The organism is Pseudobutyrivibrio xylanivorans (genome assembly GCF_010906925.1).
Taxonomy (GTDB): Bacteria; Bacillota; Clostridia; order Lachnospirales; family Lachnospiraceae; genus Pseudobutyrivibrio.
The window spans coordinates 492,137-515,121 of the sequence record NZ_VTVE01000002.1 but is presented as its reverse complement, the minus strand read 5'-3'; the positions used below and the strand labels follow the sequence as shown (position 1 = coordinate 515,121).

Below are 22,985 nucleotides of genomic sequence, written 5' to 3'. Positions count from 1 at the left end.
CAGGCTAATAACAGCTTATCCATATGTTTATCAACATGTTATTAACAATTAGTTTGGATTGATTTTTTTCTTGATAGTTTCAACAAGTGATTTTGTACTATCGTCTTTGTTGATTTCTTCTTCTATTTTATTAGCACCATGGATAATAGTAGAGTGATCTCTACCTCCAAGAAGTACACCAATTGCCTGAAGTGAAGAATCTGTCATTGTATTACATAAGTACATAGCAATCTGTCTAGGTCTAACTACATTGCTTGATCTATTTTTAGATGCCATCTGATCAACTGTAATTCCAAAATGTTCTGATACTACTTCAATGATGAGCTGTGGAGTAATCTCTCTTGATATATTAGGAGAGATAAAATTCTGAAGCTCTCTTTCTGCAATATCCATTGTGATATCAATCTTTTCAAGTCTAGAAAAAGCAATAAGTTTATTTAAAGCTCCTTCGATTTCACGAATGTTTGATTGAATATTTTCAGCAATGTATTTTCTAATTGATTCATCAAGATTAAAATTCTTTTCTTCAATCTTTTTATTTAAGATTGCCATACGTGTTTCATAATCTGGATATCCAATATCAGCCATAAGACCCATATCGAATCTTGATTTGAAACGGTCATCTAATGTCTCCATATCTTTTGGTGGCTTATCAGATGAAATAACAATCTGTTTACCCATTGCATGAAGTGCATTAAATGTGTGGAAAAATTCTTCCTGTGTTGCTTCTTTTCCTATAATAAACTGAATATCATCAACCATGAGAACATCAACTGTACGATACTTATCTCTAAAACGTTGCATAGCTGTAGCGTTGTTATTAGTTCTCATGTTCTCAATAACTTCGTTAGTGAATTCTTCTGAAGTTACATATAAGATATGTGTACTAGGATTTTGATTTTCGATGTAGTTACCGATGGCCTGCATCAAGTGAGTCTTACCAAGTCCAGGTCCTCCATATATATAGAGGGGATTGTAAAATTCACCTGGTGATTCTGCTACTGCAAGAGCTGCAGTCTGAGCAAATCTGTTGTTGCGACCAACGACAAAATTATCGAATGTAAATTTAGGATTAATTGTAGAATTTCCTATTTTCTTATTATTAAATAGAGGTGTTTCTTCTATTTTAATATGCTGTGTATCATTATCTGCTTTAAGCTTGTTTGCTTCTTCTTGAGAAATGATTACAATTTCTTCAAATGAATTACCTGTGAGCTCAGCAATAGAAACCTTGATAGGAGTACCAAATTTTCTGGTTACATATCCTATAGTCATGCTGCTTTGATCACCGTTGAAAATGATATATAATTTATTATCTTCTATTTGAAATAATTCAAGAGGCTTAAGCCAAGATTCATAAGATACTTCTGCTACAACATACTCTGTTTTTACATAAGCGAGAATCTCATCCCATTTTTTAACAATTTCTTCCATCTAATATCCCTTTTATCCACAGTTTAATTATTTCCATTCTAACCTATATAAGGCTTTTTAGCAATATTTTACCCTAAAAGGTGTAGGGGGTTGTTTAATGTGAAAAGTGGCTTATTTTTTAAATTTGAGCCTATGAAATTGATTTTTGAGTTATCCACCATGAAATAATAGAGTTATCCACAGGATTAGAGCTTAGTTTTAATAAGTTTTTTGACTAAATTGTTGAAATTTTTGATTTAATTTGACTTTATCCACAATGTTATCCACAGGTTGTAGATAACAATTAATTTTTTTTAATGGTTTTAACACAACATTTTGTATTTATTTTTATTAATTCTATTAAGATATTGTGTTTTTTAGTTATCCACATGTATGTTTACTTTTAATTAATGCTTTTTTTATTGACTTTATAGGGTTTTCCTTATATAATTTCAACTGATGTTTTCTCATAAAGAGGAGGTGGATATATTATGAAGATGACATATCAACCAAAAAAGAGACAGAGATCCAAAGTACATGGATTTAGATCTAGAATGAGCACAGCAGGCGGACGTAAGGTTCTTGCAGCTAGACGTGCAAAAGGAAGAAAGAAATTATCTGCTTAGGCCACAGACCATGTGGTCTTTCTTTCTATTTAGGAGAAAATAATTGTTATGGAATTTAGTGAATCTTTAAAAAAGAATAAGGACTTCACTGTTGTGTACAGAAGAGGTGTGTCAAAAGCTAATAGACAGCTTGTTATGTATATCTACCATAATAATACAGATCGAAATCGCATTGGAATTTCTGTTAGTAAAAAGGTTGGAAATTCAGTAGTTAGACATCATTTGACGAGACTGATAAGAGAAAGTTATAGACTAAATGAAGAGATGTTCAATAGTGGTTTGGACATTGTAGTCGTTGCAAGAGAGGCTTCGGCTTCTGCTAATTTCGATGAGATTCAAAAATCTTTGCTTCATCTTGCAAATCTTCACAAGGTAACTCGAAAATAATTGGAATCATCGTTTCTATTATGTTGAAGAAGCTTTTTATATTTTTAATCAGGTTTTATCAAAAATATATTTCTCCAATGAAGAGAACTAAGTGCCCATATTGTCCAACATGTTCTGTTTATGGTTTAGAAGCAATTAAAAAACATGGGGCAATTAAAGGTGGTGCTTTAACTGCATGGAGATTAATAAGATGTAATCCTTTTTCACGTGGTGGATATGATCCGGTTCCTTAGTAAACTGGAGGTTTATTTACATTGAGCGAACTATTTTTAACCGCTTATAACGGTTCCATTTTAGGACCTATCGCTAAGGGTCTTGGATGGATTATGGACAGGATTTATGTTCTTCTTGCTGCTATTGGTCTTGAGAACATAGCTCTTACAATTGTTGTTTTTACTGTTGTTATTTACCTTTTAATGTTTCCTCTTACATATAAGCAGCAGAAGTTTTCTGTTTTGCAGCGTAAGATGCAGCCTGAGATGAAGGCTATTCAGGAAAAGTATAAGGGTAAAAAAGATCAGGCTTCAATGCAGGCTCAGCAAAATGAGACTCAGGCACTTTACGACAAGTACGGTGTTTCTATGGCAGGTAGCTGTGGATATATGCTTATCCAGATGCCTATTCTTTTTGCACTTTACAGAGTTTTCTATAATGTACCTGCTTACATTTCTTCTGTTAAGGGCATTTTCAGTAATCTTGTTACTGGTATTATGGCTACAGATGGTTATGCAGATAGCATGCAGAAAATTTATGATGCAGCTAAGCTTCGTCTTCAGATTACACCAGATTTTGGTGCTTCAGATAAGACTGTAGTTTCTGATTTCATTGTTGATACACTTTATAAGTTACCAAATGATGGATGGAATATGGTTGCATCAAAGTTCTCTGGTCTTTCTGATTTAGTTCAGAGTACTCATGTAGCTCTTGATAAGATTAATTACTTATTTGTTCTTAATATTTCAGATACTCCTTTGAATTTAATTAAGGATGGATGGTTTGCATCTCATAAGAATTTTGGTCTTATTGTTTGTGCTTTACTTGTTCCTATTGTTTCTTATTTATCACAGATGTTAAATATCAAACTTGCACAGACTGCTTCATCAGATCAGAATGATGCAATGGCTCAGCAGATGAAGACAATGAATATTATGATGCCACTTATGTCATTTTTCATTGCATTCTCTGTTCCTGTAGGTCTTGGTCTTTACTGGATTGCCGGTGCTGTTGTTCGTGTAATTCAGCAGTACTTCCTTAATAAGCACTTTGAGAAGATTGATCTTGAAAGTATTATTGAGGCTAATAAAGAAAAAGCTGCTAAGAAAGCTGAAAAGCGTGGTATTCGTCAGGCTCAGATTTATAATGCAGCTAATATGAACACAAAGAAGACTATGTCTGAAAAGGCTAATCTTGTTAATGCATCAGATGATGTTTTAAAGAAAGCTGAAGAATTCAGATCTAATGCTTCTGATGGTTCTCTTGCATCAAAAGCAAATCTTGTTAAACAGTTTAACGAACAGAATAATAAATAAGGGGGATTGACGTAATGGAATTTAAAGAGTTTACAGGTAAGACTGTTGATGATGCTCTTACTAATGCAACAGTTTCACTTGGTGTTACTTCTAGTGAGATTAAATATGAAGTTATTGAAGAAGGAAGTAATGGTTTCCTTGGTATTGGTTCAAAAGATGCAGTAATTAAAGTTGTTATTTCTGGAAATGAAGATCCAAAGGAAGTTGCTAAGGATTTTCTTAATGGTGTTTTCGAGGCTATGCAGCTTGAGGTTAATATTTCAATGGATTTAGAGGAAGCTGATAATACTCTTTCTATTGATTTAGCTGGTCCAGAGATGGGCGTACTCATTGGTAAGCGTGGTCAGACACTTGATTCTTTACAGTATCTTACAAATCTTGCTGTTAATCGTTCAGCTGAGAATTATACTAGAGTTAAGATTGACACTGAAGATTATAGACGTCGTAGAAAAGAAACTTTAGAGAACCTTGCTAAAAACATGGCATCTAAGGTTAAGAGAACAAAGAAGGCTGTTACTCTTGAGGCAATGAATCCTTATGAGAGACGTATTATTCATTCTGCTCTTCAGAATGATAATAATGTTACAACTCATTCAGAGGGTGAGGAGCCATATCGCTACGTTGTTATTACTCTTAAGAAATAATTATTGATTTTTTAGGGTTAGTCTTTTTATTATTAGACTAACCCTATTATTTGCTTTTAGGCTTAATTAAATATAATAGAAATTAATATTATTGTTAGTATCATTTTCTATTGTATTTAATGAATCTCTTTTGAGATTTTCTTGGTTACATTTTGGAGGTTTATTTTGTACCAGTCAGATACAATTTGTGCTATTGCTACATCACTTAATAGTTCAGGAATCGGCATAATTAGAATTAGCGGTGAAGATGCTATTTCTTTTGCGGATTCTATTTTTCGTGGTAAAAATAAACTTGCAGATTGTGAGACTCATACTATTCAATATGGTCACATTTATGATAATGAAGAACTTGTTGATGAAGTATTAGTTCTTATTATGAGAGGACCTAGAAGTTATACAACAGAAGATGTTATTGAGATTCATTGTCATGGTGGTATTCTTGTATTAAAAAAGGTTCTTTCTTTATTAGTTTCAGTTGGTTGTAGAATTGCTGAACCAGGAGAGTTTACTAAGAGAGCATTTTTAAATGGTCGTATTGATTTATCAGAAGCTGAATCTATTATGGATTTGATTTCTTCTAATTCAGAGCTTGCTATGAAAAATTCAGTAAAGCAGCTTTCTGGTTCTTTAAGAGATATTATTGTAGATTTACGTGACAAGATTTTATATGAAACTGCTTATATAGAATCTGCTTTAGACGATCCAGAACATTATGATTTGACAGGATATCCAGATGATTTAAAAAATAAAGTTGATTCGATGATTAGTAGAATTGATGATTTAATTAATTCATTTAACTCTGGTCATATTTTAAAAGAAGGTATTAATACTTTAATTCTTGGCAAACCTAATGCTGGTAAGTCTTCTCTTTTAAATACACTTAGTAGAAGAGAGCGAGCTATTGTAACAGATATACCTGGTACTACTCGTGATACTCTTGAAGAGCAGATTACAATTAATGGTGTTTCTCTTAATATTATTGATACTGCTGGTATTAGAGAGACTGATGATATCGTTGAAAAAATAGGTGTTGATAAAGCACTTGATTCTATTGATGATGCTGATTTAATTTTATTTGTGATTGATTCATCTAGACCTTTAGATGGGGATGATGAGTTTATTATTAGTAAGATTATAGATAAAAAAGTAATTATTTTACTTAATAAATCTGACCTCTTATCTGTTATTACAGAGGAAGATATATGTAATAAATACAATAAACCTGTTATTTCTTTTTCATCTGTTAGTTTAGATGGACTTAAGACCTTAGAATCTACTATCACTGATATGTTTTTCTCTGGTCAGGTTAAATCTGATGAGACTTTATATATTACTAACTCTCGTCAGGCTTCTTGTCTTGTTAATGCTAAAAATAGTTTATCTAATGTATTAATGAGTATTGATAATATGATGCCAGAAGATTTCTTCTCCATTGATTTAATGGATGCATACAATTTCTTAGGAGAAATAACTGGTGAAACTATAGAAGATGATTTAGCAAACAAAATCTTTAGTGAATTTTGTATGGGAAAATGATACGATTTTTCCAATGAAATGAAGAAAATATCGTATCAGGAGCAAATGAAATTTATTTTTTAAGGAGCAATTATGTCACACGTTGAAGAATCCTATGACATTGTTGTTGTAGGTGCTGGTCACGCTGGTTGTGAGGCTGCTTTGGCTGCAGCACGCATGGGCCTTAATACAATTTGTTTTACAGTAAGTATGGATTCTGTAGCTTTGATGCCATGTAATCCTAATATAGGTGGTAGTTCAAAGGGTCACTTAGTTCGTGAGCTCGATGCACTTGGTGGACAGATGGGTATTAATATTGATCATACTTTTATCCAGTCCAAGATGCTTAATAGTTCAAAGGGTCCAGCTGTTCATTCTCTTAGAGCCCAAGCAGATAAAGCTGCTTATTCTCTTAGAATGAGAAAGACAATGCAAGAAACTGAAAATCTTACATTGAGACAGGCTGAAGTAACTGAGCTTATTATTGAAAATAATAAAGTTTGTGGAGTTAAGACTTTATCTGGTGCTACTTATCATTGTAAGGCTATAGTTATTTGTACTGGTACATATCTTAGAGCTAGATGTTTATATGGTGATGTAATAGAACATACTGGTCCTAATGGTTTAAAAGCTGCTAACTATTTAACCCAATCATTATTGGATAATAATGTAGAAATGAACCGCTTTAAAACTGGTACACCTGCAAGAATTGATGGTAATTCTATTGATTATTCTAAGATGGAACCACAATATGGTGATGATCCAGTTATTCCATTCTCTTTTAGTACTAATAGAGAAGATGTTCAGATTGAGCAGGTTCCTTGCTATTTGACTTATACAAATGAAAAAACTCATGAGATTATTAGAGCCAATCTTGATAGATCTCCAATGTACTCTGGTGTTATTGAAGGAACAGGTCCTAGATATTGTCCTAGTATAGAAGACAAGGTTGTTCGTTTTTCTGATAAGAATAGACATCAGCTTTTTGTTGAGCCAGAAGGTCTTAATACTAATGAAATGTACATTGGCGGTATGAGTTCTTCAATGCCAGAGGATGTTCAGTATGAAATGTATAGAACAGTTCCTGGTCTTGAAAATGCTAAGATTGTTCGTAATGCTTATGCCATTGAGTACGATTGTATTAATTCAACACAGTTAAAAGCTTCTTTGGAATTTAAAGAAATCGATGGTCTTTTTGCTGCTGGTCAGTTTAATGGAAGTAGTGGTTACGAAGAGGCAGCTGCTCAGGGGTTGGTTGCTGGTATAAATGCTGCATTAAAACTTCTTTGTAAAGAGCCAATGATTCTTGATAGATCAAATTCCTATATTGGTGTTTTAATAGATGATCTTGTTACAAAGGAAACAAAAGAACCTTATCGTATGATGACATCAAGAGCAGAGTATAGGCTTTTACTTAGACAAGATAATGCAGATATTCGCCTCTCTAAAATTGGGTACGAGGTTGGTCTTCTTTCTAAAGAACGCTATGACCATGTAGTTGAAAAGGAACGTTTAATTGAAGAAGAGGTTGCTCGTATTAAGGAAATAAATATTGGAGCAAGAAAAGAGGTTCAAGAGTTACTTGAATCTTATGGTAGTATTCCTCTTTCAAATGGTATCAAGCTTGTTGATTTAATTAGACGTCCTGAACTTGATTATGATAAGCTTGCACCTATAGACCCAGAAAGACCAGAACTTTCTGATGAGGTTAGAGAAGAGGTTAATATCTATATCAAGTATGAAGGTTATCTTACAAGACAAGCTAAACAGGTTGCACAGTTTAAAAAACTAGAATCTAAAGTTATACCTCAAAATATTAATTATGAGGATGTTTCTAGTTTAAGACTTGAGGCCCGTCAGAAGCTTACTAAATTAAGACCAGCTAATATTGGACAGGCGTCTAGAATATCAGGTGTTAGTCCAGCAGATATTTCTGTTCTTTTAGTTTATTTGGAAACATATAAGGGTTAGTTTTAAGGGTACTTCTATATACCCTCTTAACAATCAGTTTTTAAGGAGAAAGATGAATAGAGATTATTCTTATCTAGTTAATACACTTTCAAGTTGGAATTTTAGTTTATCTGATAAACAGATTCAGCAGCTTGATTTGTTTTATGAATTATTAGTAGAAAAAAATAAGGTAATGAACCTTACTGCTATTACAGAGTTTGATGATGTATTAGTAAAACATTTTGCTGATAGTTTATCTATATGTACTGTTTTACCATCTGATGTTAAAACAGTTTGTGATTTGGGAACAGGTGCAGGTTTTCCTGGTATACCTATGGCTATAGCTTATCCAGAAATCTCATTTACTCTTATTGATTCTTTGAATAAGCGTATTAAATTTTTACAGGAAGTTGTAGATGCTTTAGGACTTACTAATGTTACTTTAGTTCATGCTAGAGCAGAAGAGGCCGGTCGTGGAAAAAATTATAGAGAACATTTTGATTTAGTTGTTTCACGTGCAGTTGCTAATATTGCTACTTTATCTGAGTATTGTTTACCTTTGGTTAAGATTAAAGGATACTTTATTAGCTTTAAGTCAGGTGATATAAAAGATGAGATTGAAGCATCTGGTTCTGCTGTTAAGAAACTTGGTGGTACTATGACAGAGCCTGTGTATTTTACTATTCCTGAAACGGACATTAGTAGATCTTTTTTGATTATTAATAAAGAAAAAAATACGCCAAAGGCATATCCAAGAAAAGCTGGAACTCCTAGTAAGGAACCACTTAAGTAAAAATAATTGGGGGATTTATGTATGGTTAATGACTTCCTTAGAAAATATCAGGAAGAACTTATTACACAGAAGATTCAATTAAAAGAAGATATGGATTTACTTGAGACTAAAATAAAAGAAGAAACTAAGTTTCTAAATCTTTTAGAAGAGTCTAATGAATCTTACTTTGTAGAGTTTACGCCTAGAGATATTAATGAAAAAAATAACAAAAAGGCAGAAGAAGTTAGATTAAATCTCAAGGATTTGAATTCTCAGATGGATGAAAAAATAAAGAAAATGAGATTTTTTGATGGTAGATTAGTAGAATTAAATGCTTTACTTACTAATTCAGTTGCTATTAATAAGCCATCTTCTACTATTAAAACTATTAATCCAGTGAGAAATAATTCTTCTGACTTAATTAATAGGTTAAATAATCTAAAGGATGTTATAGTTTTAGATCCTTATAAAGCAAAAATCGATTTGGAAAATATAATATCTGATATTGAAAAAGATATATAAACTATATATAGAAATGTTTCACGTGAAACATTTCTATATGATTTATGATCTAAACACAAAATATAGTGTTTTGAAATTTTAACTAACTGCAAGATATTGCTATTTAGATATAATAATGTTTCACGTGAAACATTATTAATAAAAAAATATGTACTATATATAGTAAGTAATATAGAAAAATATATCAAAGCAAACAGTCTTTCTGAGTAGAATTGAATATATCGTAATGATATAATGTTAACTATTCAGTACAAACATAAACTAACAAGGGAGAAAATAGATGAAGAGAGTAATTGCTATTGCCAATCAAAAAGGTGGAGTTGGTAAAACTACTACTAGTATTAATTTATCAGCTTGCTTAGCAGAGGCAGGAAAGAAAGTTCTTGTTATCGATACTGACCCACAGGGAAATGCAACAAGTGGTTTAGGTTTGGATAAGGATGAATGTGAGAATACTGTTTATGATTTAGTTCTTGATCAGTGCAGCATTAAGGAATGTATGTATAAGGTTGATAATATTCCAAACCTTACAGTTATTCCATCTAATGTAGATTTAGCCGGTGCTGAGATTGAGCTTCTTGGTATTAATGAAAAGGAATATATTCTTAGAAATGCAGTAGATTATGTAAAGGATGACTTTGATTATGTAATTATTGATTGTCCTCCATCACTTAATATGTTAACTATCAATGCGATGACTACTGCCGATTCAGTTCTAGTACCTATTCAGTGTGAGTACTACGCACTTGAAGGTATCAGTCAGTTGATTCATACAATTGATCTTGTTCAGCAGAGACTTAATCCAAAGCTTAAGATTGATGGTGTAGTATTCACTATGTATGACAAGAGAACAAATCTTTCTTCTGATGTTGTAGATACAGTTAAGAATAATCTTAATGCAACAGTATATCAGACTATTATTCCTAGAAATGTTCGTCTTGCAGAGGCTCCATCTCATGGACTTCCAATTAATCTCTATGATGAGAAGTCTGCTGGTGCAGAGAGCTATAGAAATCTTGCAAAAGAAATTATTGGAAGAAAGGATATATAATCATGGCAGCAAAAAAGGGAGGTTTAGGTAAGGGATTAGATTCTCTTATTGTTAAGAAAGAAGAGGGTGTTGTTGCAGTTAATCCAGAACAGCACGGCGCTCCTGTTGAAGTAGATATTAATAAGGTTGAGCCTAATAAGCTTCAGCCAAGAAAAAACTTTGATGAAGATAAGCTTCAAGAGTTAGCAGATAATATTAAAATACATGGTATCGTTAATCCAATTATTGTTCAGGACCGTAAGGGCTACTATGAGATAATTGGTGGTGAGCGTAGATGGAGAGCAGCTAGAATTGCTGGTTTCAAAAAAGTTCCAGTTATCATTATGAATCTTAGCGAGCAAGAGTTCGTTGAGATTTCTCTTATTGATAATATTCAGCGTGAGCAATTGAATCCAATCGAAGAGGCTATGGCTTTTGCCCGTCTTATCGATGAGTTTAATCTTAAGCAGGATGAAGTTGCTGAGAGAGTGTCAAAGAGTAGAACTACAATCACTAATGCTCTTAGATTATTAAAGCTTGATAAGCGAGTACAGGATATGATTGTTGATGACAAACTTTCAACTGGTCATGCCCGCGCTATGCTTGCGATTGCTGATCCAGACAAACAGTATGAGTTTGCTGAGAGAGCATTCGATGAAAAGATGTCAGTACGTGATGTTGAGCGTGAAGTTAAAAAGCTTTTAAATGACAAGAAGAGTGATAAGAAATCAAAGGCATCTGAGATTGATTCACAGCTTGCAGCTGTTTACCAGGAGACACAGGAAAGACTTAAGGGTGTGCTTGGTACAAAGGTCTTCATCAATGCTAAGGATAATAAATCTGGAAAGCTTGAAATCGAGTACTATTCTCAGGATGAGTTAAATAGAATCGTTGAATTACTAGAAAATATTAAATAGAACAAATGTTCTTAGGAGAGAGATTAATGATTGAAAAATACTTAGGAATAAGCTCTGATTATGTGATTATAGGTCTTGCTGGTCTTGTACTTTTAACAATGATTCTTTTAATCGTTTTTATTGTACAGATGGCAAAATTAAAAAAGAGATATAAGATATTTATGCAGGGAAATGATGCTAAATCATTAGAAGACACTCTTGTATATAGATTAGAGCAGGTTGATGAGCTTATTGAGGCAAATGCAAGTAACGAGAGAAACATCGATATGATTTTCAAGAACATGAAGGATTGTTTCCAGAAGATTGGTCTTGTTAAGTACGATGCATTCAATGAGATGGGTGGTAAGCTTAGCTTTTCTCTTTGCCTCTTAAATGAAAAGAACAACGGATTTATAATTAATGCTATGCATTCTCGCGAAGGATGTTATACTTATGTTAAGGAGATTATAGATGGAAATTCTATAATCCAGCTTGCTGATGAAGAAGAGCAGGCATTACAACAAGCTATAGGTGGTATCTAACGTGCATCAATATTTGCCAGCAATTGGATTTAGCAAAATTAAAAAAAGAGAACTGGAGAATCTTTTACAAGAGATTACTCTTAGACCGGATTATCAGGAATCTGCCATTGATTTCGAAGGCAATCAGTTTGTTGAGCTTAGATATATGGTTGCTGATAATGTAGGACTTGTTCTTAGAGGTATTTACAATGAGGATGATGAGTTTATCTTAGATTACTATTATCCTACTTATTTTGGTGAGTCAATTTCTTCAAAAAATGATGTTGAAGTAATAAAGCAATCGGATAAGGATAATTACCTTGTAATGTGTGATGAAATCAGATTAGGTGTTAATTTGATTTTTCAGCTTCAGAACATGGGAGAATTCCTTAGAAACAATATAATGGCAGGAAAGAGTGGAGACAGGACTATTAGACTTGCAGCTCTTTCACTAGATGCCAAAATCATTCTTCCTTTATATGACAATGAAAAGAGTCGTATAAAGGAGAAGATGAATAATAAAAAGCGAATTGATTTATTTGAACAGGCTAGAGAGGGAAATGAAGAAGCACTCGAAAGTCTTACAATGGATGAGATTGATCTTTATCAGAGAATATCTAGACGTGTGACCAGAGAAGATATTTTAAGTGTGGTCACAAGTTATTTTATGCCTTTTGGTATTGAAAATGACAAGTATGATATTCTTGGTGATATTTTGGATGTTAAGTCACTTGTAAATCACCTTACAATGGAAGAACTCTACATCATGATTATTGAGAGTAATGATGTAGTTTTCGAAGTATGCATTAATAAGAAAAATTTATTTGGAGAGCCTGCTGTTGGCAGACGTTTTAAAGGCACAATATGGCTACAGGGAACTGTTGATTTTTCGTAATTATTAGATTAAAATCTAGTAGTTGCTTTGTTCCTATAGCTCAGCTGGATAGAGCGTCCGCCTCCTAAGCGGAAGGCCGCGCGTTCGAATCGCGCTAGGAACGTTATTGGGGAGCCTGAGGGCTCCTTTTATTATTAGAAAAATAAGAGGGACGAATAATGGAAGTGTTTGTTATTTTTCAAAGAATGCTCATGTTGCTTGCTATGATGGCACTAGGCTATATAAGCTACAAAAGAAACTGGCTTGATGAAGGTGGACATAAAAAGTTGTCCGAAATGGTAGTAAATATTTTCAATCCAGCACTAGTAATTAATGGAGCAATAACAGCAACAGCAGCTGGAGGCTCTAATCTGTCTCTTATAAAAGAAAACCTTATATTTGTGTTAATATATTATGGAATTTGCATTGTTATTAGCTATCCAGTGGCAAAAATTGTCAGTGCAAAAGATAGTCAAAAAAGCATGTTTATGCTAATGACAATATTTTCAAATGTAGGTTTCATGGGCATACCTGTATTATCAAGTATATACGGAAGCCATGCTGTAATTTTCATTACATTTTATATTTTAGCCTACAATGTAATTCTTTATACTCTTGGAGTTTTTATTGCTCAAAGGAATATCCCAAAAGAAGAGAGAAAAAGCAGTCTATCAGGACTTCTAAATATAGGAATGATATGTTCAGTACTTGCTATTATTCTATATTTTAGTGGAATTAAATTTAATGACTCAGTAATGTCTTTCTTTAACTATGTAGGAAATGCAACAATTCCTCTATCAATGATTGTAATTGGAGCATCAGTTGCAAAGATTCCTTTTAGGGAAGTATTCAAAGGAATTCGTTTATACGTATTTGCTTTTATTACCCTTTTACTTATTCCAATAGCTGCATCCTTTATCTTTAAAGGAATGAAAAACGACGAGATGGTATTTGGTATTTTTATTTTATTGTTTGCAATGCCTGTAGGAAGCATAGTTTCAATGCTTATAAAAGAATACGGCGGCGATGAAACACTATGTAGCAAGACAGTTATCATAACTACTTTGCTTTCAATAATCACAATTCCAATAGTTACAATGTTTATATAATCATGGGCCTAGTGAATGCTAGGCCTTATTTTTATTTCGTTTAATAACAATAAATCCACATTTTTTTCGCAATATTGGGGTAAAATACTTTTATCTGGTAAGTAGTCGAATAAAATTAAATAATGTATAATCAAACTAAGTTTAAAAGACTCTAATTCATTTCAAAGGGGGAAGGAATAAGAGGAGGACAAAAATGTATGGCAGATTTGAATTTGACTAAAGAGCAGCAGGATACACTTGGGGAAATTGCAAATATTAGTATGGGTTCATCAGCTACATCTCTGAGTGCCCTTTTAAATAATCTAAAGGTTGATATTACAACACCAAAGATTGAATTGATTAGAAAAAGTGAGTCACTGGACGATTATCATAATGTGTGTGTACTTGTGCATATAAATTATGTTAAGGGACTTACTGGAAGCAATGTTTTAATTTTAAAAGAAAATGATGTTAAGATAATCGCAGATCTAATGATGGGTGGACAGGGTGTTGCTAGCCCAGAGCCTATTGGAGAGCTTCAGTTGTCAGCAGTATCTGAGGCAATGAATCAAATGATGGGTTCTGCAGCAAGTTCTATGTCACAATTACTTAATAGGGTAGTTGATATTTCGCCACCAAAGACCGATAACATAGATGTGGAAAGTGTAAAGATATTTGAGAGACTATTTGAATCTCCAGAAATTGATTTTGTGAAGATAACATTTAATCTCAAGATAGGTACAGTAGTTGATTCAGTGATGGTACAGCTGTATCCTATTTCGTTTGCACTAGACATGGTACATCTATTTGATAAAAAAGACGAAAACTAGGGGGCCACATGGACGAGAACGCTAAGAAAATTCAAAGAGAAATAGCCAAAGACAAAATTCAAATCATTCTAGCTAGTATTGCACTTGCTATTTTAATTATCATGGAGTTTTATATCATGATAAATTTCAAGAGCAATTTTATGGCTATGGCAATTGGCGTGCTTTTGATGATTGTTGTATTGTTTTTCCTTATTAGCGGTGTTATGGACATATCTCTTAAGCAAAAAGATATGGAAACACAGAAGTATGAGGATATATATAATGCGCAGAAAGCATCATACCTCGTCATTAAAAAGAGCTTCGATGAAATGGAGCAGAGACTTCGTGCTATAGAAGAGAATAGCTCACTCCCTGCAGAAGATATTATTAATGCTCAAAAAGCTGTTGCTAAGGTGACAATTTCAAGAAGTAAAGAAAATACAGATGCTTTAATGAACTCAAATGATGAGCTTATTAATCAGCTTGTTAGTATTCAGGAAAAGCTAGAATCTAATAATACACAGATTCTTGAAAAGCAGCAGAGCTTACTTAAGGAAAATAATTTTGATATTCAGCAGAAAATAGCAGCTATTACAAATCAGCTTTCAAGTTTAGAGGGAAGAATCCAGGGTGGAATGTCAGCAATGGCAGCTCAACCAGTACAAATGGCAGCACCTGTTATGCCAGAGGTGCAAGAACCTGTGCAGACAGCAGATATGCCTGTAATGGAAGAAGCTATAGCAGAGGATATTCCTCTTGATATGGATATAGAAGTACCGGCAGAGGAACCTGTAGCAGAAGAGGCACCAGTAGAGGACTTAGGATTAGATTTAGATGCAGTAGTAGAAGAGCCAGCGGCTGAGGAAGCCCCACTTGATTTAGATATAGAGGTACCAGCAGAGGAGCCGGTGGCAGAAGAGACACCAGTAGAAGACCTTGGATTAGATTTAGATGCAGTAGTAGAAGAGCCAGCGACTGAGGAGGCTCCACTTGATTTAGATTTAGAAATACCAGCAGAGGAGCCAGTGGCAGAAGAGGCACCAGTAGAAGACCTTGGATTAGATTTGGATGCAGTAGTAGAAGAGCCAGCAGCTGAGGAAGCTCCACTTGATTTAGATATAGAAGTACCGGCAGAGGAGCCAGTAGCTGAAGAAGAGGCTCCTGTAGAAGAGATAGTGGCAAGCGAACCAGAGGAAGAAGACTTAGGAGCTAGTTTAGATGCACTCCTACAAGAAATAGGAGAGCCTCTTGAGGAAGACGCTCCAGACGTGCCAGCAGCTGAAGCTGAAGCAGAAGCTCCTGCTGCTCCAGAGCCAGAGGTACCAGAAGAAAAACCTGCAAGTGAGGAAATAGTTATTCCAGATGTAGGAGTTGATTTAACCGATCCTAACCGTGTAATGAGCGCGGAGGAAATAGAAAAATTATTTGCAAGTATTTAGATTTTTAACACCTGTCTCATATTTGAGGCAGGTGTTGTTTTATAAACACGCAATTAAATAATCACTAGAAAAATTGTGAGGACTTTTCAGAAAACTCCCGTAAAAAAAGTTTTGAAAAACAGAAAAAAAATTAAAAAAAGGCTTGCAAAATATGCAAAAAGGCTATATACTTATTTTCGTTGCTGAGGCAATAAAGTAAATAAATGAGCGCGATTAGCTCAGCTGGCAGAGCACCTGACTCTTAATCAGGGTGTCCAGGGTTCGAACCCCTGATCGCGCACTACAGATCGTCGAGATGATTCTCGACGATTTTTTTATTTATAAAATAAGAATATGTAAATAAAAAAAGCATGCTAAGCATGCTTTTTTCTATCGACTAGCTATTAACTTAAATATTGGATTACCGAGGCTAGAAAACTTCTCTTCATACTCAGTCATAATATTGCCCTCATTCATAGTTGAATCGTTATGTAAATCATAAGTAACTGCATCCAACTTCCATAGAGGGTGGTTATTGATTTCTTCAACAGAAAAATCAAATAAATCACGATTATCTGTCTTAAACTCAATATGTCCTTCAGTTACAAGAATAGAATTATATCTATTAAGGAAAGTAGAAGAAGTAAGTCTACGCTTGCTGTGTCTATCCTTTGGCCATGGATCGCTAAAATTGAGATAAATTCTATCTACTTCTTTACAAGCAAATATATCAAGTATATCAGCGGCATCAAAACAGATAAACCTAAGATTAGGAATCTCCTCCTCCTGTACCTTCTGAATAGCTCTAAGAAGTACGCTAGTATATCTTTCAATGCCAATATAATTTATGTCAGGGTTTTGTTTCGCAAGTGTTGTAATAAATTGACCTTTTCCCATACCAATCTCAATATGTAGGGGATTGTCATTGTTAAAAAGCTCTGATTTAAATGAGCCCTTGAATTTAGCAGGCTGGGAAATACAATAAGGACTGTTTGCAACAACCTCATCCGCGCCTGGAATATTTCTTAATCTCATTATTACCTCCGTTTGAAAAATTAAAACATAGCTATCATACCATCTTTAGCAAAAAAACAAAAGAAGAGGTTGGCTTGAGAGAATTAAAAAGTTATACTAGTGAGATGAGGTACAAAATGAAAAAGAAACTATTGAAGGCATTAAGCCTTATTTTTATTTTTAATCTAATATTAACAGTCCCGAAAATAGAAGTTCAGGCACAGGATTATTGGCCTAGCAGTGTAGATGTTGCAGCAGAGGCGGCCATAGTGATGGAAGAGGAGACGGGAGCCATCCTATATTCGAAGAATATGGATGATGTTCATTATCCAGCCAGTATCACAAAGATAATGACAGCTCTTGTAGTTCTTGAAAACTGTGATTTGGATGAGACAGTTACATTTTCAGCAGAAGCTGTCTATGGAACAGAGCTTGGTTCATCAAGTATTGCCAGAGATGTTAATGAAGAGATGACTGTAGAACAGACTCTCTATGGTATGATGCTTGAATCTGCAAATGAATGTGCTTATGCTCTTGGAGAACATGTAGCTGGAGATATTAACTCTTTTGTTGATATGATGAATGCAAAGGCAAAGGAGTTGGGCTGCAAGAATACCCATTTTAATAATTCAAATGGACTTCCAGATGATGAACACTACACAAGTGCCTATGATATGGCCTTGATAGCAAGGGCAGCATATAAAATTCCAAAGTTTGCAGAGATTGTAGGAACAAAGAATTACACCATTCCTCCTACAAATAAGCATTCAGAGCCTACAATGCTTAACAATCATCATTGTATGCTTCACTATTTCAAGACTAATCAGTACTTGTATGAATATTGCCTTGGTGGTAAAACAGGATATACAGATGTAGCAAGGTCAACACTTGTAACATACGCTAAAAAAGACGGTATGACTTTAGTATGCGTAGTACTTAAAGATCAGACTGGCGAGCAATATGTAGACACAACCAACCTATTTGAATATTGCTATGACAACTTCACTAAATATCATGTATCTGATTTTGCTTCTATATCAGAGGATAATACAGATATAACTGGAAAGCTTAGTGAAAAGAGTGAGTTAATAAAGATAGATAAAAAGGGATTAATTGTAATTCCTAAGGCAGCTAGCATATTAGATGTGACTTCATCGGTAGTTCCATATAAGGATGATACTAACAAAGCTGTAGTTGGACAGCTCCAGTATAGCTATGCTGGAAGAAATGTAGGATATGCAAATCTTCTATTTACAAATGCAGAGACAGGCAGCTATCCATTTGACAACTTGCCAGTAGAGCAAGGAGGTAGTGGAAAGGATTATATCCAGGTAAACTACGTTAAGATTGGCTTGATAATTCTTATAATAATTGCAGTTGCGGCTGTAGTAATGTTTATAAAAAGTAAGTCTAGCTCTATTCTGTTATTTAGACATAGATTCAAGGCAAAGCACTATAGACAGCCTAAAACTAATATGACAATCATTAGAAATAATGGAAAAAAGCGAAGAAGACGCAGATAAACGACAGTGTATGTCGTAATATTAAAAGAAAAGGACAGAATATAATAATTAAGGACAGTTTATAATTCATAAACTGTCCTTTTATTTTATTAGAGACCTGAAAATAATTTTCACTTCTAGAAAAACAAATTATCTATTTATCAGACTATTAATCATTATTTCTAGCTGATGTTTATTGTTTGTAAACAATATTATGCCGTTTGAAGAGTTAATCATAGTTATAACCTTGTCAGAAAAAGTATCTGATTCAGATAAAAGTTGATAGAGATAATCCTTGTGTTTGCCATCTGCTTTTAAGAATAAAGTCTCATATTCTTCAAAAGGAACAAGGGTGGAATTGGTTTTATTCATTAGAAAGGCGATTTCCTTATCCTGCTCCAACTGGGCCTCAGTCTTATTGATAATAAAGTAACCTTTGTCATCCTTTGGCATACCAAGATTTTTAACAGCACGCTGAACTTGCTTGGTTAAGCTATCGCTAGCTGGATAAAGGGACTGGAAATAGCTCATGAAATCAGAGGCACTTTTAAAATGCTCATTGGTTCCTCTTTCCAAAACTTCAGTCATAAGAATTTTTTTAATAACATTCTCACATTCCTTACGAGAAGGATTCTTTCTGAGATTGATGGTTTGTTCTGACATATATATTCCTCCAATAATTACATCTATTTGGTATAAATAAAGTATAAGACAAATAAACGACAATAATAAGGGATAAAAAGACTAAAAATAAGACTAATAATTGTTTAAAACGACAAATATAAGGCAAAAAAGGCTAGAATATCAAGAAAAATAAAAGGTAAAACCAATAGAAGTAATAGTGATTTATTGACAGTAAATATAGAGAATGTGATAATTAGAATATAATTACCTCTTAGGAAGAGTAGGAGTGGAAAAAATGGAAAGTTTATTTTCTAGAGATGAAAAGAAGCAATATCAATTAGAACAGATTAATGATTTGGTAGAGAAGAATGGTGGATTAGTTCGTACTAGTGAAATAGAAGCACTTGGAGTGGACTACAGACGAGTTCTTCATTTTGTAGAGGAAGGATATTTAATCCGTGTAAAAAGCGGATACTATACTACAAAATATTTTGAGTGCACAGAGGATCAGTGGATTCAAAAGCTTTTTGGAGAAGATGGAATTCTTACAATGGAATCAGCGCTGTTTATGTACGGCTATCTAAAAGATAGACCGTATAAATGGAGCATTGCTATCAATAAAAACACAAGCAAATCTCGTTTTAACATAGACTATCCAATAGTAGAACCATTTTATACTGAGCCAGAGGTCCTTGAAATCGGAGTGACTGAAACGGATTTTGCTGGTGCAAAGATGAAAATCTATACAAAAGAAAGATTGATTTGCGATGTACTGAAGTACCAGGAAAAGATGGATAGAGAGGATTTCAAAAAAGGAGTATGGGGCTACATCATGGATGAGAAAAAAGATGTAGTAAAACTTATGGAATATGCAAAAGAACGAAAAGTCCTTAAGAAAGTCCAGAATATGGTAGGTGTGTGGCTGTAATGATTAATAGATTTACGATAAAGGAAAAGTCAGAACAATTAAATATTCCTTTTAAAAATTTATTATCTGCATCTGTTGCTGAAATAATAATTGGAATTATTGCAGATGGAAAGTATTGTAATGAGCTTTACCTTTGCAATACTGGAGATTTCAACCAGGCAGTTTATAAAGACATCTGTATCAGCAACATTTACTTTGAATATATTAAAGAAATAGATGAGAAAATGGCCGTCCTTTATATGAGGGATATTTTAAAGGATATTATGGCAAAGGGCTCCTCAGAAGCTTTTATTGTAAATGGAACTGTGGAAGAGGGAGCTATCCATCTAAAAATAACAGTGGATGAAATGTACATCCCACTTAAGATTTATTTTGATAAACATAGAGCATCACATGAGCCGGAAAAGATGGAACTGAAGCTCACTGCCTATGAAAATCGAAGTGTTGTTGTATTTACAAATCCAAAGGAAGAAGAATTAAGTAAGCATCTTATAGAAATCATAGAAAAGCTTGAGCTAATAAATGATATGGATCATTACTATTTGGCATATAAGATTCTTACGGAATATCCAGTAAATGGAAGAAAAGTAAAAGAGAGACTAGCAGAGCTTCTAGCAGAGCGTTCTATAGAGATAAATGATGACAGAATAAATATGCTAGAAGGATATAGAAGCTATACCTATATGAAAAAGAAATGGAAGGTAGAGCTTAGGCAGGTAAAGAAGTCTGAACCTGCATGGGAAGACGTAAATATATGTCTTATTAATTTTTTAAAGCCAATATGGAAGGCAATCGAGGACAATGTAGTCTTTTTGGGAGACTGGATGCCTCAGCTTAAGAGATTCCTAGACTAGTACTAGCAAGTAAAGTTTTTCTTAAGAATAGAAAAGACTGCATAGTAATAAGACTGTCTATCATTAACCTTGTAGAACTGCTGATCTACAGATATTTTAGAAAACTCTTCGATTTCAGATGTGTCGTAAAGGTTGGTGTAGACTTTATCCAAAATATAGCTAAAAGTGGTGCGATTGAAAAAGAGGCCTTTGAAAAGAGTTCCAATACACTTTTTAGAGAAAACACCACAGATAGTATCAAGATATTTACCAGAGAATTTAAAGCTAGTAATGTCATAGTCTGCAGAGTTGTCATATAAAAATACAGCTGTGCGAGGATCCATAAATGGAGTATCAACTGACATAAAAAATGCTTTTTCTCCAGAAATCATTGTAAGAGAAGACATAATGCCGGCATAAGGTCCGCCATTTTTAGAAATGTCAGGGATTTCTTGGGCGTCAATATCAAGGTGAGAAAAGTCACCACGTTCATTAACTGAAAGATAGATTTTATTAAAATAAGGGCTGAACTTATCGTAGATATATTCAACCATAGTCTTATCTTCAAATGGTAAAAGAGCTTTTGTTGTACCCATGCGAGAGCTATCGCCACCGCATAGAATAACTAGAGTTCTGTCCATAAGCACCTCCTGAAATCAAATTCATTATATAAATAAATAGGGAAAATTAAAAGTCACAAAGTAAATTATGAGTTTAAAAGAGAAGTTAGAAGAATACTCAAAATCAAATATGTACCCATTTCATATGCCAGGTCATAAGAGGATGTTTGAGGGACCATATAAAATAGACATGACAGAGGTGGAGGGAGTTGACAATCTCCATCATCCAACTGGTGTCATAGCATTAGAACAGCAAAGGATAGCTAAAATATACAATTCCAAAGAAAGTCTGATGCTAGTGGGAGGTTCTACTGTAGGAAATTTAGCAGCTATATATGCAGCCTGCAATGAAGGAGATACAATAGTAATCCAGAGAAATTCCCACAAAAGCGTATATAATGGAGCCATTATTAGGCATCTAAAAGTAGAGTACATTAATCCTAGCTGGGATGCAGATGGAATTTTCCATGGAGTGACTAGTGAAATGGTAGAAGCTGCCATAGAAAATTATTCTCCAAAGGCAGTAGTACTAACTACCCCAAGCTACGAGGGTTATCATTGCAACATAGAGGATATTTCAAACATTTGCCATGAAAAGGGAGTAATCCTTATAGTTGACCAGGCCCATGGAGCACATCTTGGATTCCATCCTGATTTTAAACATTCAGCAGTAGGTTTTGCAGATATAACAATTCAGAGCCTTCACAAGACCCTTCCTTGTTTGACCCAGACTGCACTTATGCATATATGCGGGAAGCTTGTGGATTCAAGAAAAATAAAAGAGGCTCTAGAGATATTTGAAACAAGTTCTCCATCCTATGTGCTTATGGATTCAATAAGTAGATGTATGGACTTTCTTGAAGAAAAGAAGGATATCTTTGGAGAATATGTGGATAAGTTAGCTGATTTTTATGAAGTAGGTGGACAGCTAAGACAGCTTCATATCATTGATGAAAGTAATGAAATAAAAGATAAGGGCAAGATTGTCATATCTACGAGAAATGCTGGTATTACAGGAGTAGAGCTTGCCAACCTACTTAGAGAAAAATATGAAATAGAAACAGAGCTTTCTAGCTTTTCATATGTGCTTGCAATGACAAGCATAGTGGATACAAAAGAAGGATTTCATAGATTAAAAAAGGCACTACTAGAAATCGACAGGACTTTAAAAGAAGAGCAAATTGAGATGCCTGAAATAACATTTGAATCAAACAAGGTAATGGAACCCTTTGAGGCAAAGAATAAATCTGCTGAAAGTATAGCTTTTGATGAAGCAAATGGCAGAATTTCAAATGTTATGGTGTGTTTATATCCACCGGGAGTTCCTGTGATTGTTCCAGGAGAAGAGATTAAAGAACAAAACATTAAATTAATAAAAGATGCTTTGGAAAAAAGTATACAAGTTACGGGGCTAATAAGTGGCACTATCTCCGTTGTAAAATAGGGATTTTTTAATTATACTTCTAAGTA

24 protein-coding genes and 2 tRNA genes are annotated in these 22,985 nt (G+C 33.9%); 22 read left to right on the top strand and 4 right to left on the bottom strand.

Features of this window, described 5'->3' with window-relative positions; genetic code table 11:
• Nucleotides 1-48: 48 nt before the first annotated feature.
• A complete protein-coding gene (gene dnaA, locus F0Q01_RS09245; RefSeq protein WP_090153278.1) occupies nt 49-1,434 on the bottom strand; it encodes a chromosomal replication initiator protein DnaA in 1,386 nt (461 codons plus the stop codon).
• A gap of 470 nt (nt 1,435-1,904) precedes the next feature.
• On the opposite strand from dnaA, the gene rpmH reads away from it, so the two are divergent.
• The 18 genes from rpmH to F0Q01_RS09155 all read left to right on the top strand — a co-directional run bounded on the left by rpmH (nt 1,905) and on the right by F0Q01_RS09155 (nt 16,295).
• Nucleotides 1,905-2,039 carry a 50S ribosomal protein L34 gene (rpmH, locus tag F0Q01_RS09240; protein ID WP_015550658.1) on the top strand — a complete coding sequence of 45 codons (135 nt, stop codon included), beginning with the start codon at nt 1,905-1,907 and terminating at the stop codon, nt 2,037-2,039.
• A 48-nt stretch (nt 2,040-2,087) separates the two neighbouring features.
• Nucleotides 2,088-2,426: a ribonuclease P protein component gene (gene rnpA / locus F0Q01_RS09235; RefSeq protein WP_090153276.1), complete on the top strand. Its 339-nt coding sequence runs from the start codon at nt 2,088-2,090 to the stop codon at nt 2,424-2,426.
• Between the two features lie 20 nt (nt 2,427-2,446).
• Entirely contained in the window at nt 2,447-2,659 is a 213-nt protein-coding gene (yidD, locus tag F0Q01_RS09230; protein ID WP_090488333.1) for a membrane protein insertion efficiency factor YidD, read from the top strand.
• A gap of 21 nt (nt 2,660-2,680) precedes the next feature.
• Nucleotides 2,681-3,955 (top strand): YidC/Oxa1 family membrane protein insertase, encoded by a 1,275-nt coding sequence (locus F0Q01_RS09225; RefSeq protein ID WP_242941856.1) that lies wholly within the window; start codon nt 2,681-2,683, stop codon nt 3,953-3,955.
• A gap of 14 nt (nt 3,956-3,969) precedes the next feature.
• Nucleotides 3,970-4,599 (top strand): RNA-binding cell elongation regulator Jag/EloR, encoded by a 630-nt coding sequence (jag, locus tag F0Q01_RS09220; RefSeq protein ID WP_090153272.1) that lies wholly within the window; start codon nt 3,970-3,972, stop codon nt 4,597-4,599.
• 165 nt (nt 4,600-4,764) lie between these two features.
• Nucleotides 4,765-6,135 carry a tRNA uridine-5-carboxymethylaminomethyl(34) synthesis GTPase MnmE gene (gene mnmE / locus F0Q01_RS09215; RefSeq protein ID WP_090488331.1) on the top strand — a complete coding sequence of 457 codons (1,371 nt, stop codon included), beginning with the start codon at nt 4,765-4,767 and terminating at the stop codon, nt 6,133-6,135.
• 72 nt (nt 6,136-6,207) lie between these two features.
• On the top strand, nt 6,208-8,085 hold the full coding sequence (mnmG, locus tag F0Q01_RS09210; RefSeq protein WP_090488329.1) for a tRNA uridine-5-carboxymethylaminomethyl(34) synthesis enzyme MnmG: 1,878 nt from the start codon (nt 6,208-6,210) through the stop codon (nt 8,083-8,085).
• 52 nt (nt 8,086-8,137) lie between these two features.
• Nucleotides 8,138-8,857: a 16S rRNA (guanine(527)-N(7))-methyltransferase RsmG gene (gene rsmG / locus F0Q01_RS09205; protein WP_090488327.1), complete on the top strand. Its 720-nt coding sequence runs from the start codon at nt 8,138-8,140 to the stop codon at nt 8,855-8,857.
• Between the two features lie 21 nt (nt 8,858-8,878).
• Nucleotides 8,879-9,358, top strand: coding sequence for a hypothetical protein (locus F0Q01_RS09200; RefSeq protein WP_090488325.1), 480 nt, complete (start codon nt 8,879-8,881; stop codon nt 9,356-9,358).
• 280 nt (nt 9,359-9,638) lie between these two features.
• Nucleotides 9,639-10,409 (top strand): ParA family protein, encoded by a 771-nt coding sequence (locus tag F0Q01_RS09195; RefSeq protein ID WP_090488323.1) that lies wholly within the window; start codon nt 9,639-9,641, stop codon nt 10,407-10,409.
• Between the two features lie 2 nt (nt 10,410-10,411).
• Nucleotides 10,412-11,305 carry a ParB/RepB/Spo0J family partition protein gene (locus F0Q01_RS09190; protein WP_090153261.1) on the top strand — a complete coding sequence of 298 codons (894 nt, stop codon included), beginning with the start codon at nt 10,412-10,414 and terminating at the stop codon, nt 11,303-11,305.
• Between the two features lie 26 nt (nt 11,306-11,331).
• Nucleotides 11,332-11,826, top strand: a complete 495-nt coding sequence (locus F0Q01_RS09185) for a DUF4446 family protein (protein WP_090153259.1) — start codon at nt 11,332-11,334, stop codon at nt 11,824-11,826.
• Nucleotide 11,827: 1 nt separating this feature from the next.
• Nucleotides 11,828-12,700 carry a DUF3881 family protein gene (locus F0Q01_RS09180; protein WP_163927211.1) on the top strand — a complete coding sequence of 291 codons (873 nt, stop codon included), beginning with the start codon at nt 11,828-11,830 and terminating at the stop codon, nt 12,698-12,700.
• A gap of 29 nt (nt 12,701-12,729) precedes the next feature.
• Nucleotides 12,730-12,803: transfer RNA gene (locus F0Q01_RS09175), tRNA-Arg, on the top strand.
• Nucleotides 12,804-12,858: 55 nt separating this feature from the next.
• Nucleotides 12,859-13,788 (top strand): AEC family transporter, encoded by a 930-nt coding sequence (locus F0Q01_RS09170; protein ID WP_090153255.1) that lies wholly within the window; start codon nt 12,859-12,861, stop codon nt 13,786-13,788.
• Nucleotides 13,789-13,985: 197 nt separating this feature from the next.
• A complete protein-coding gene (fliY, locus tag F0Q01_RS09165; RefSeq protein WP_090153253.1) occupies nt 13,986-14,597 on the top strand; it encodes a flagellar motor switch phosphatase FliY in 612 nt (203 codons plus the stop codon).
• Between the two features lie 8 nt (nt 14,598-14,605).
• On the top strand, nt 14,606-16,015 hold the full coding sequence (locus tag F0Q01_RS09160) for a hypothetical protein (protein ID WP_090488319.1): 1,410 nt from the start codon (nt 14,606-14,608) through the stop codon (nt 16,013-16,015).
• A gap of 207 nt (nt 16,016-16,222) precedes the next feature.
• Nucleotides 16,223-16,295 (top strand) — tRNA-Lys (locus F0Q01_RS09155).
• An 89-nt stretch (nt 16,296-16,384) separates the two neighbouring features.
• Here the strand turns inward: F0Q01_RS09155 and trmB are convergent.
• Nucleotides 16,385-17,029: a tRNA (guanosine(46)-N7)-methyltransferase TrmB gene (gene trmB, locus F0Q01_RS09150; protein ID WP_090488317.1), complete on the bottom strand. Its 645-nt coding sequence runs from the start codon at nt 17,027-17,029 to the stop codon at nt 16,385-16,387.
• A gap of 116 nt (nt 17,030-17,145) precedes the next feature.
• Here trmB and F0Q01_RS09145 point away from each other — a divergent pair, with 116 nt between their 5' ends.
• Complete coding sequence (locus tag F0Q01_RS09145; protein ID WP_090488315.1) at nt 17,146-18,531, top strand: D-alanyl-D-alanine carboxypeptidase family protein; 1,386 nt, start codon at nt 17,146-17,148, stop codon at nt 18,529-18,531.
• 129 nt (nt 18,532-18,660) lie between these two features.
• Here the strand turns inward: F0Q01_RS09145 and F0Q01_RS09140 are convergent, their stop codons facing one another.
• Entirely contained in the window at nt 18,661-19,173 is a 513-nt protein-coding gene (locus F0Q01_RS09140; protein ID WP_090488313.1) for a hypothetical protein, read from the bottom strand.
• A gap of 256 nt (nt 19,174-19,429) precedes the next feature.
• Here F0Q01_RS09140 and F0Q01_RS09135 point away from each other — a divergent pair, with 256 nt between their 5' ends.
• Both F0Q01_RS09135 and F0Q01_RS09130 read left to right on the top strand, forming a co-directional pair.
• On the top strand, nt 19,430-20,062 hold the full coding sequence (locus tag F0Q01_RS09135; RefSeq protein ID WP_090153237.1) for a type IV toxin-antitoxin system AbiEi family antitoxin domain-containing protein: 633 nt from the start codon (nt 19,430-19,432) through the stop codon (nt 20,060-20,062).
• Nucleotides 20,062-20,916, top strand: coding sequence for a hypothetical protein (locus tag F0Q01_RS09130; protein ID WP_090488311.1), 855 nt, complete (start codon nt 20,062-20,064; stop codon nt 20,914-20,916). Before F0Q01_RS09135 ends, F0Q01_RS09130 begins: the two co-directional genes overlap by 1 nt.
• A 2-nt stretch (nt 20,917-20,918) precedes the next feature.
• Here the strand turns inward: F0Q01_RS09130 and mobA are convergent, their stop codons facing one another.
• Complete coding sequence (mobA, locus tag F0Q01_RS09125; RefSeq protein ID WP_090153232.1) at nt 20,919-21,536, bottom strand: molybdenum cofactor guanylyltransferase; 618 nt, start codon at nt 21,534-21,536, stop codon at nt 20,919-20,921.
• A 67-nt stretch (nt 21,537-21,603) separates the two neighbouring features.
• Between mobA and F0Q01_RS09120 the strand changes: the two genes are divergently transcribed.
• Complete coding sequence (locus F0Q01_RS09120) at nt 21,604-22,959, top strand: aminotransferase class I/II-fold pyridoxal phosphate-dependent enzyme (protein ID WP_090488309.1); 1,356 nt, start codon at nt 21,604-21,606, stop codon at nt 22,957-22,959.
• Nucleotides 22,960-22,985: the final 26 nt, after the last annotated feature.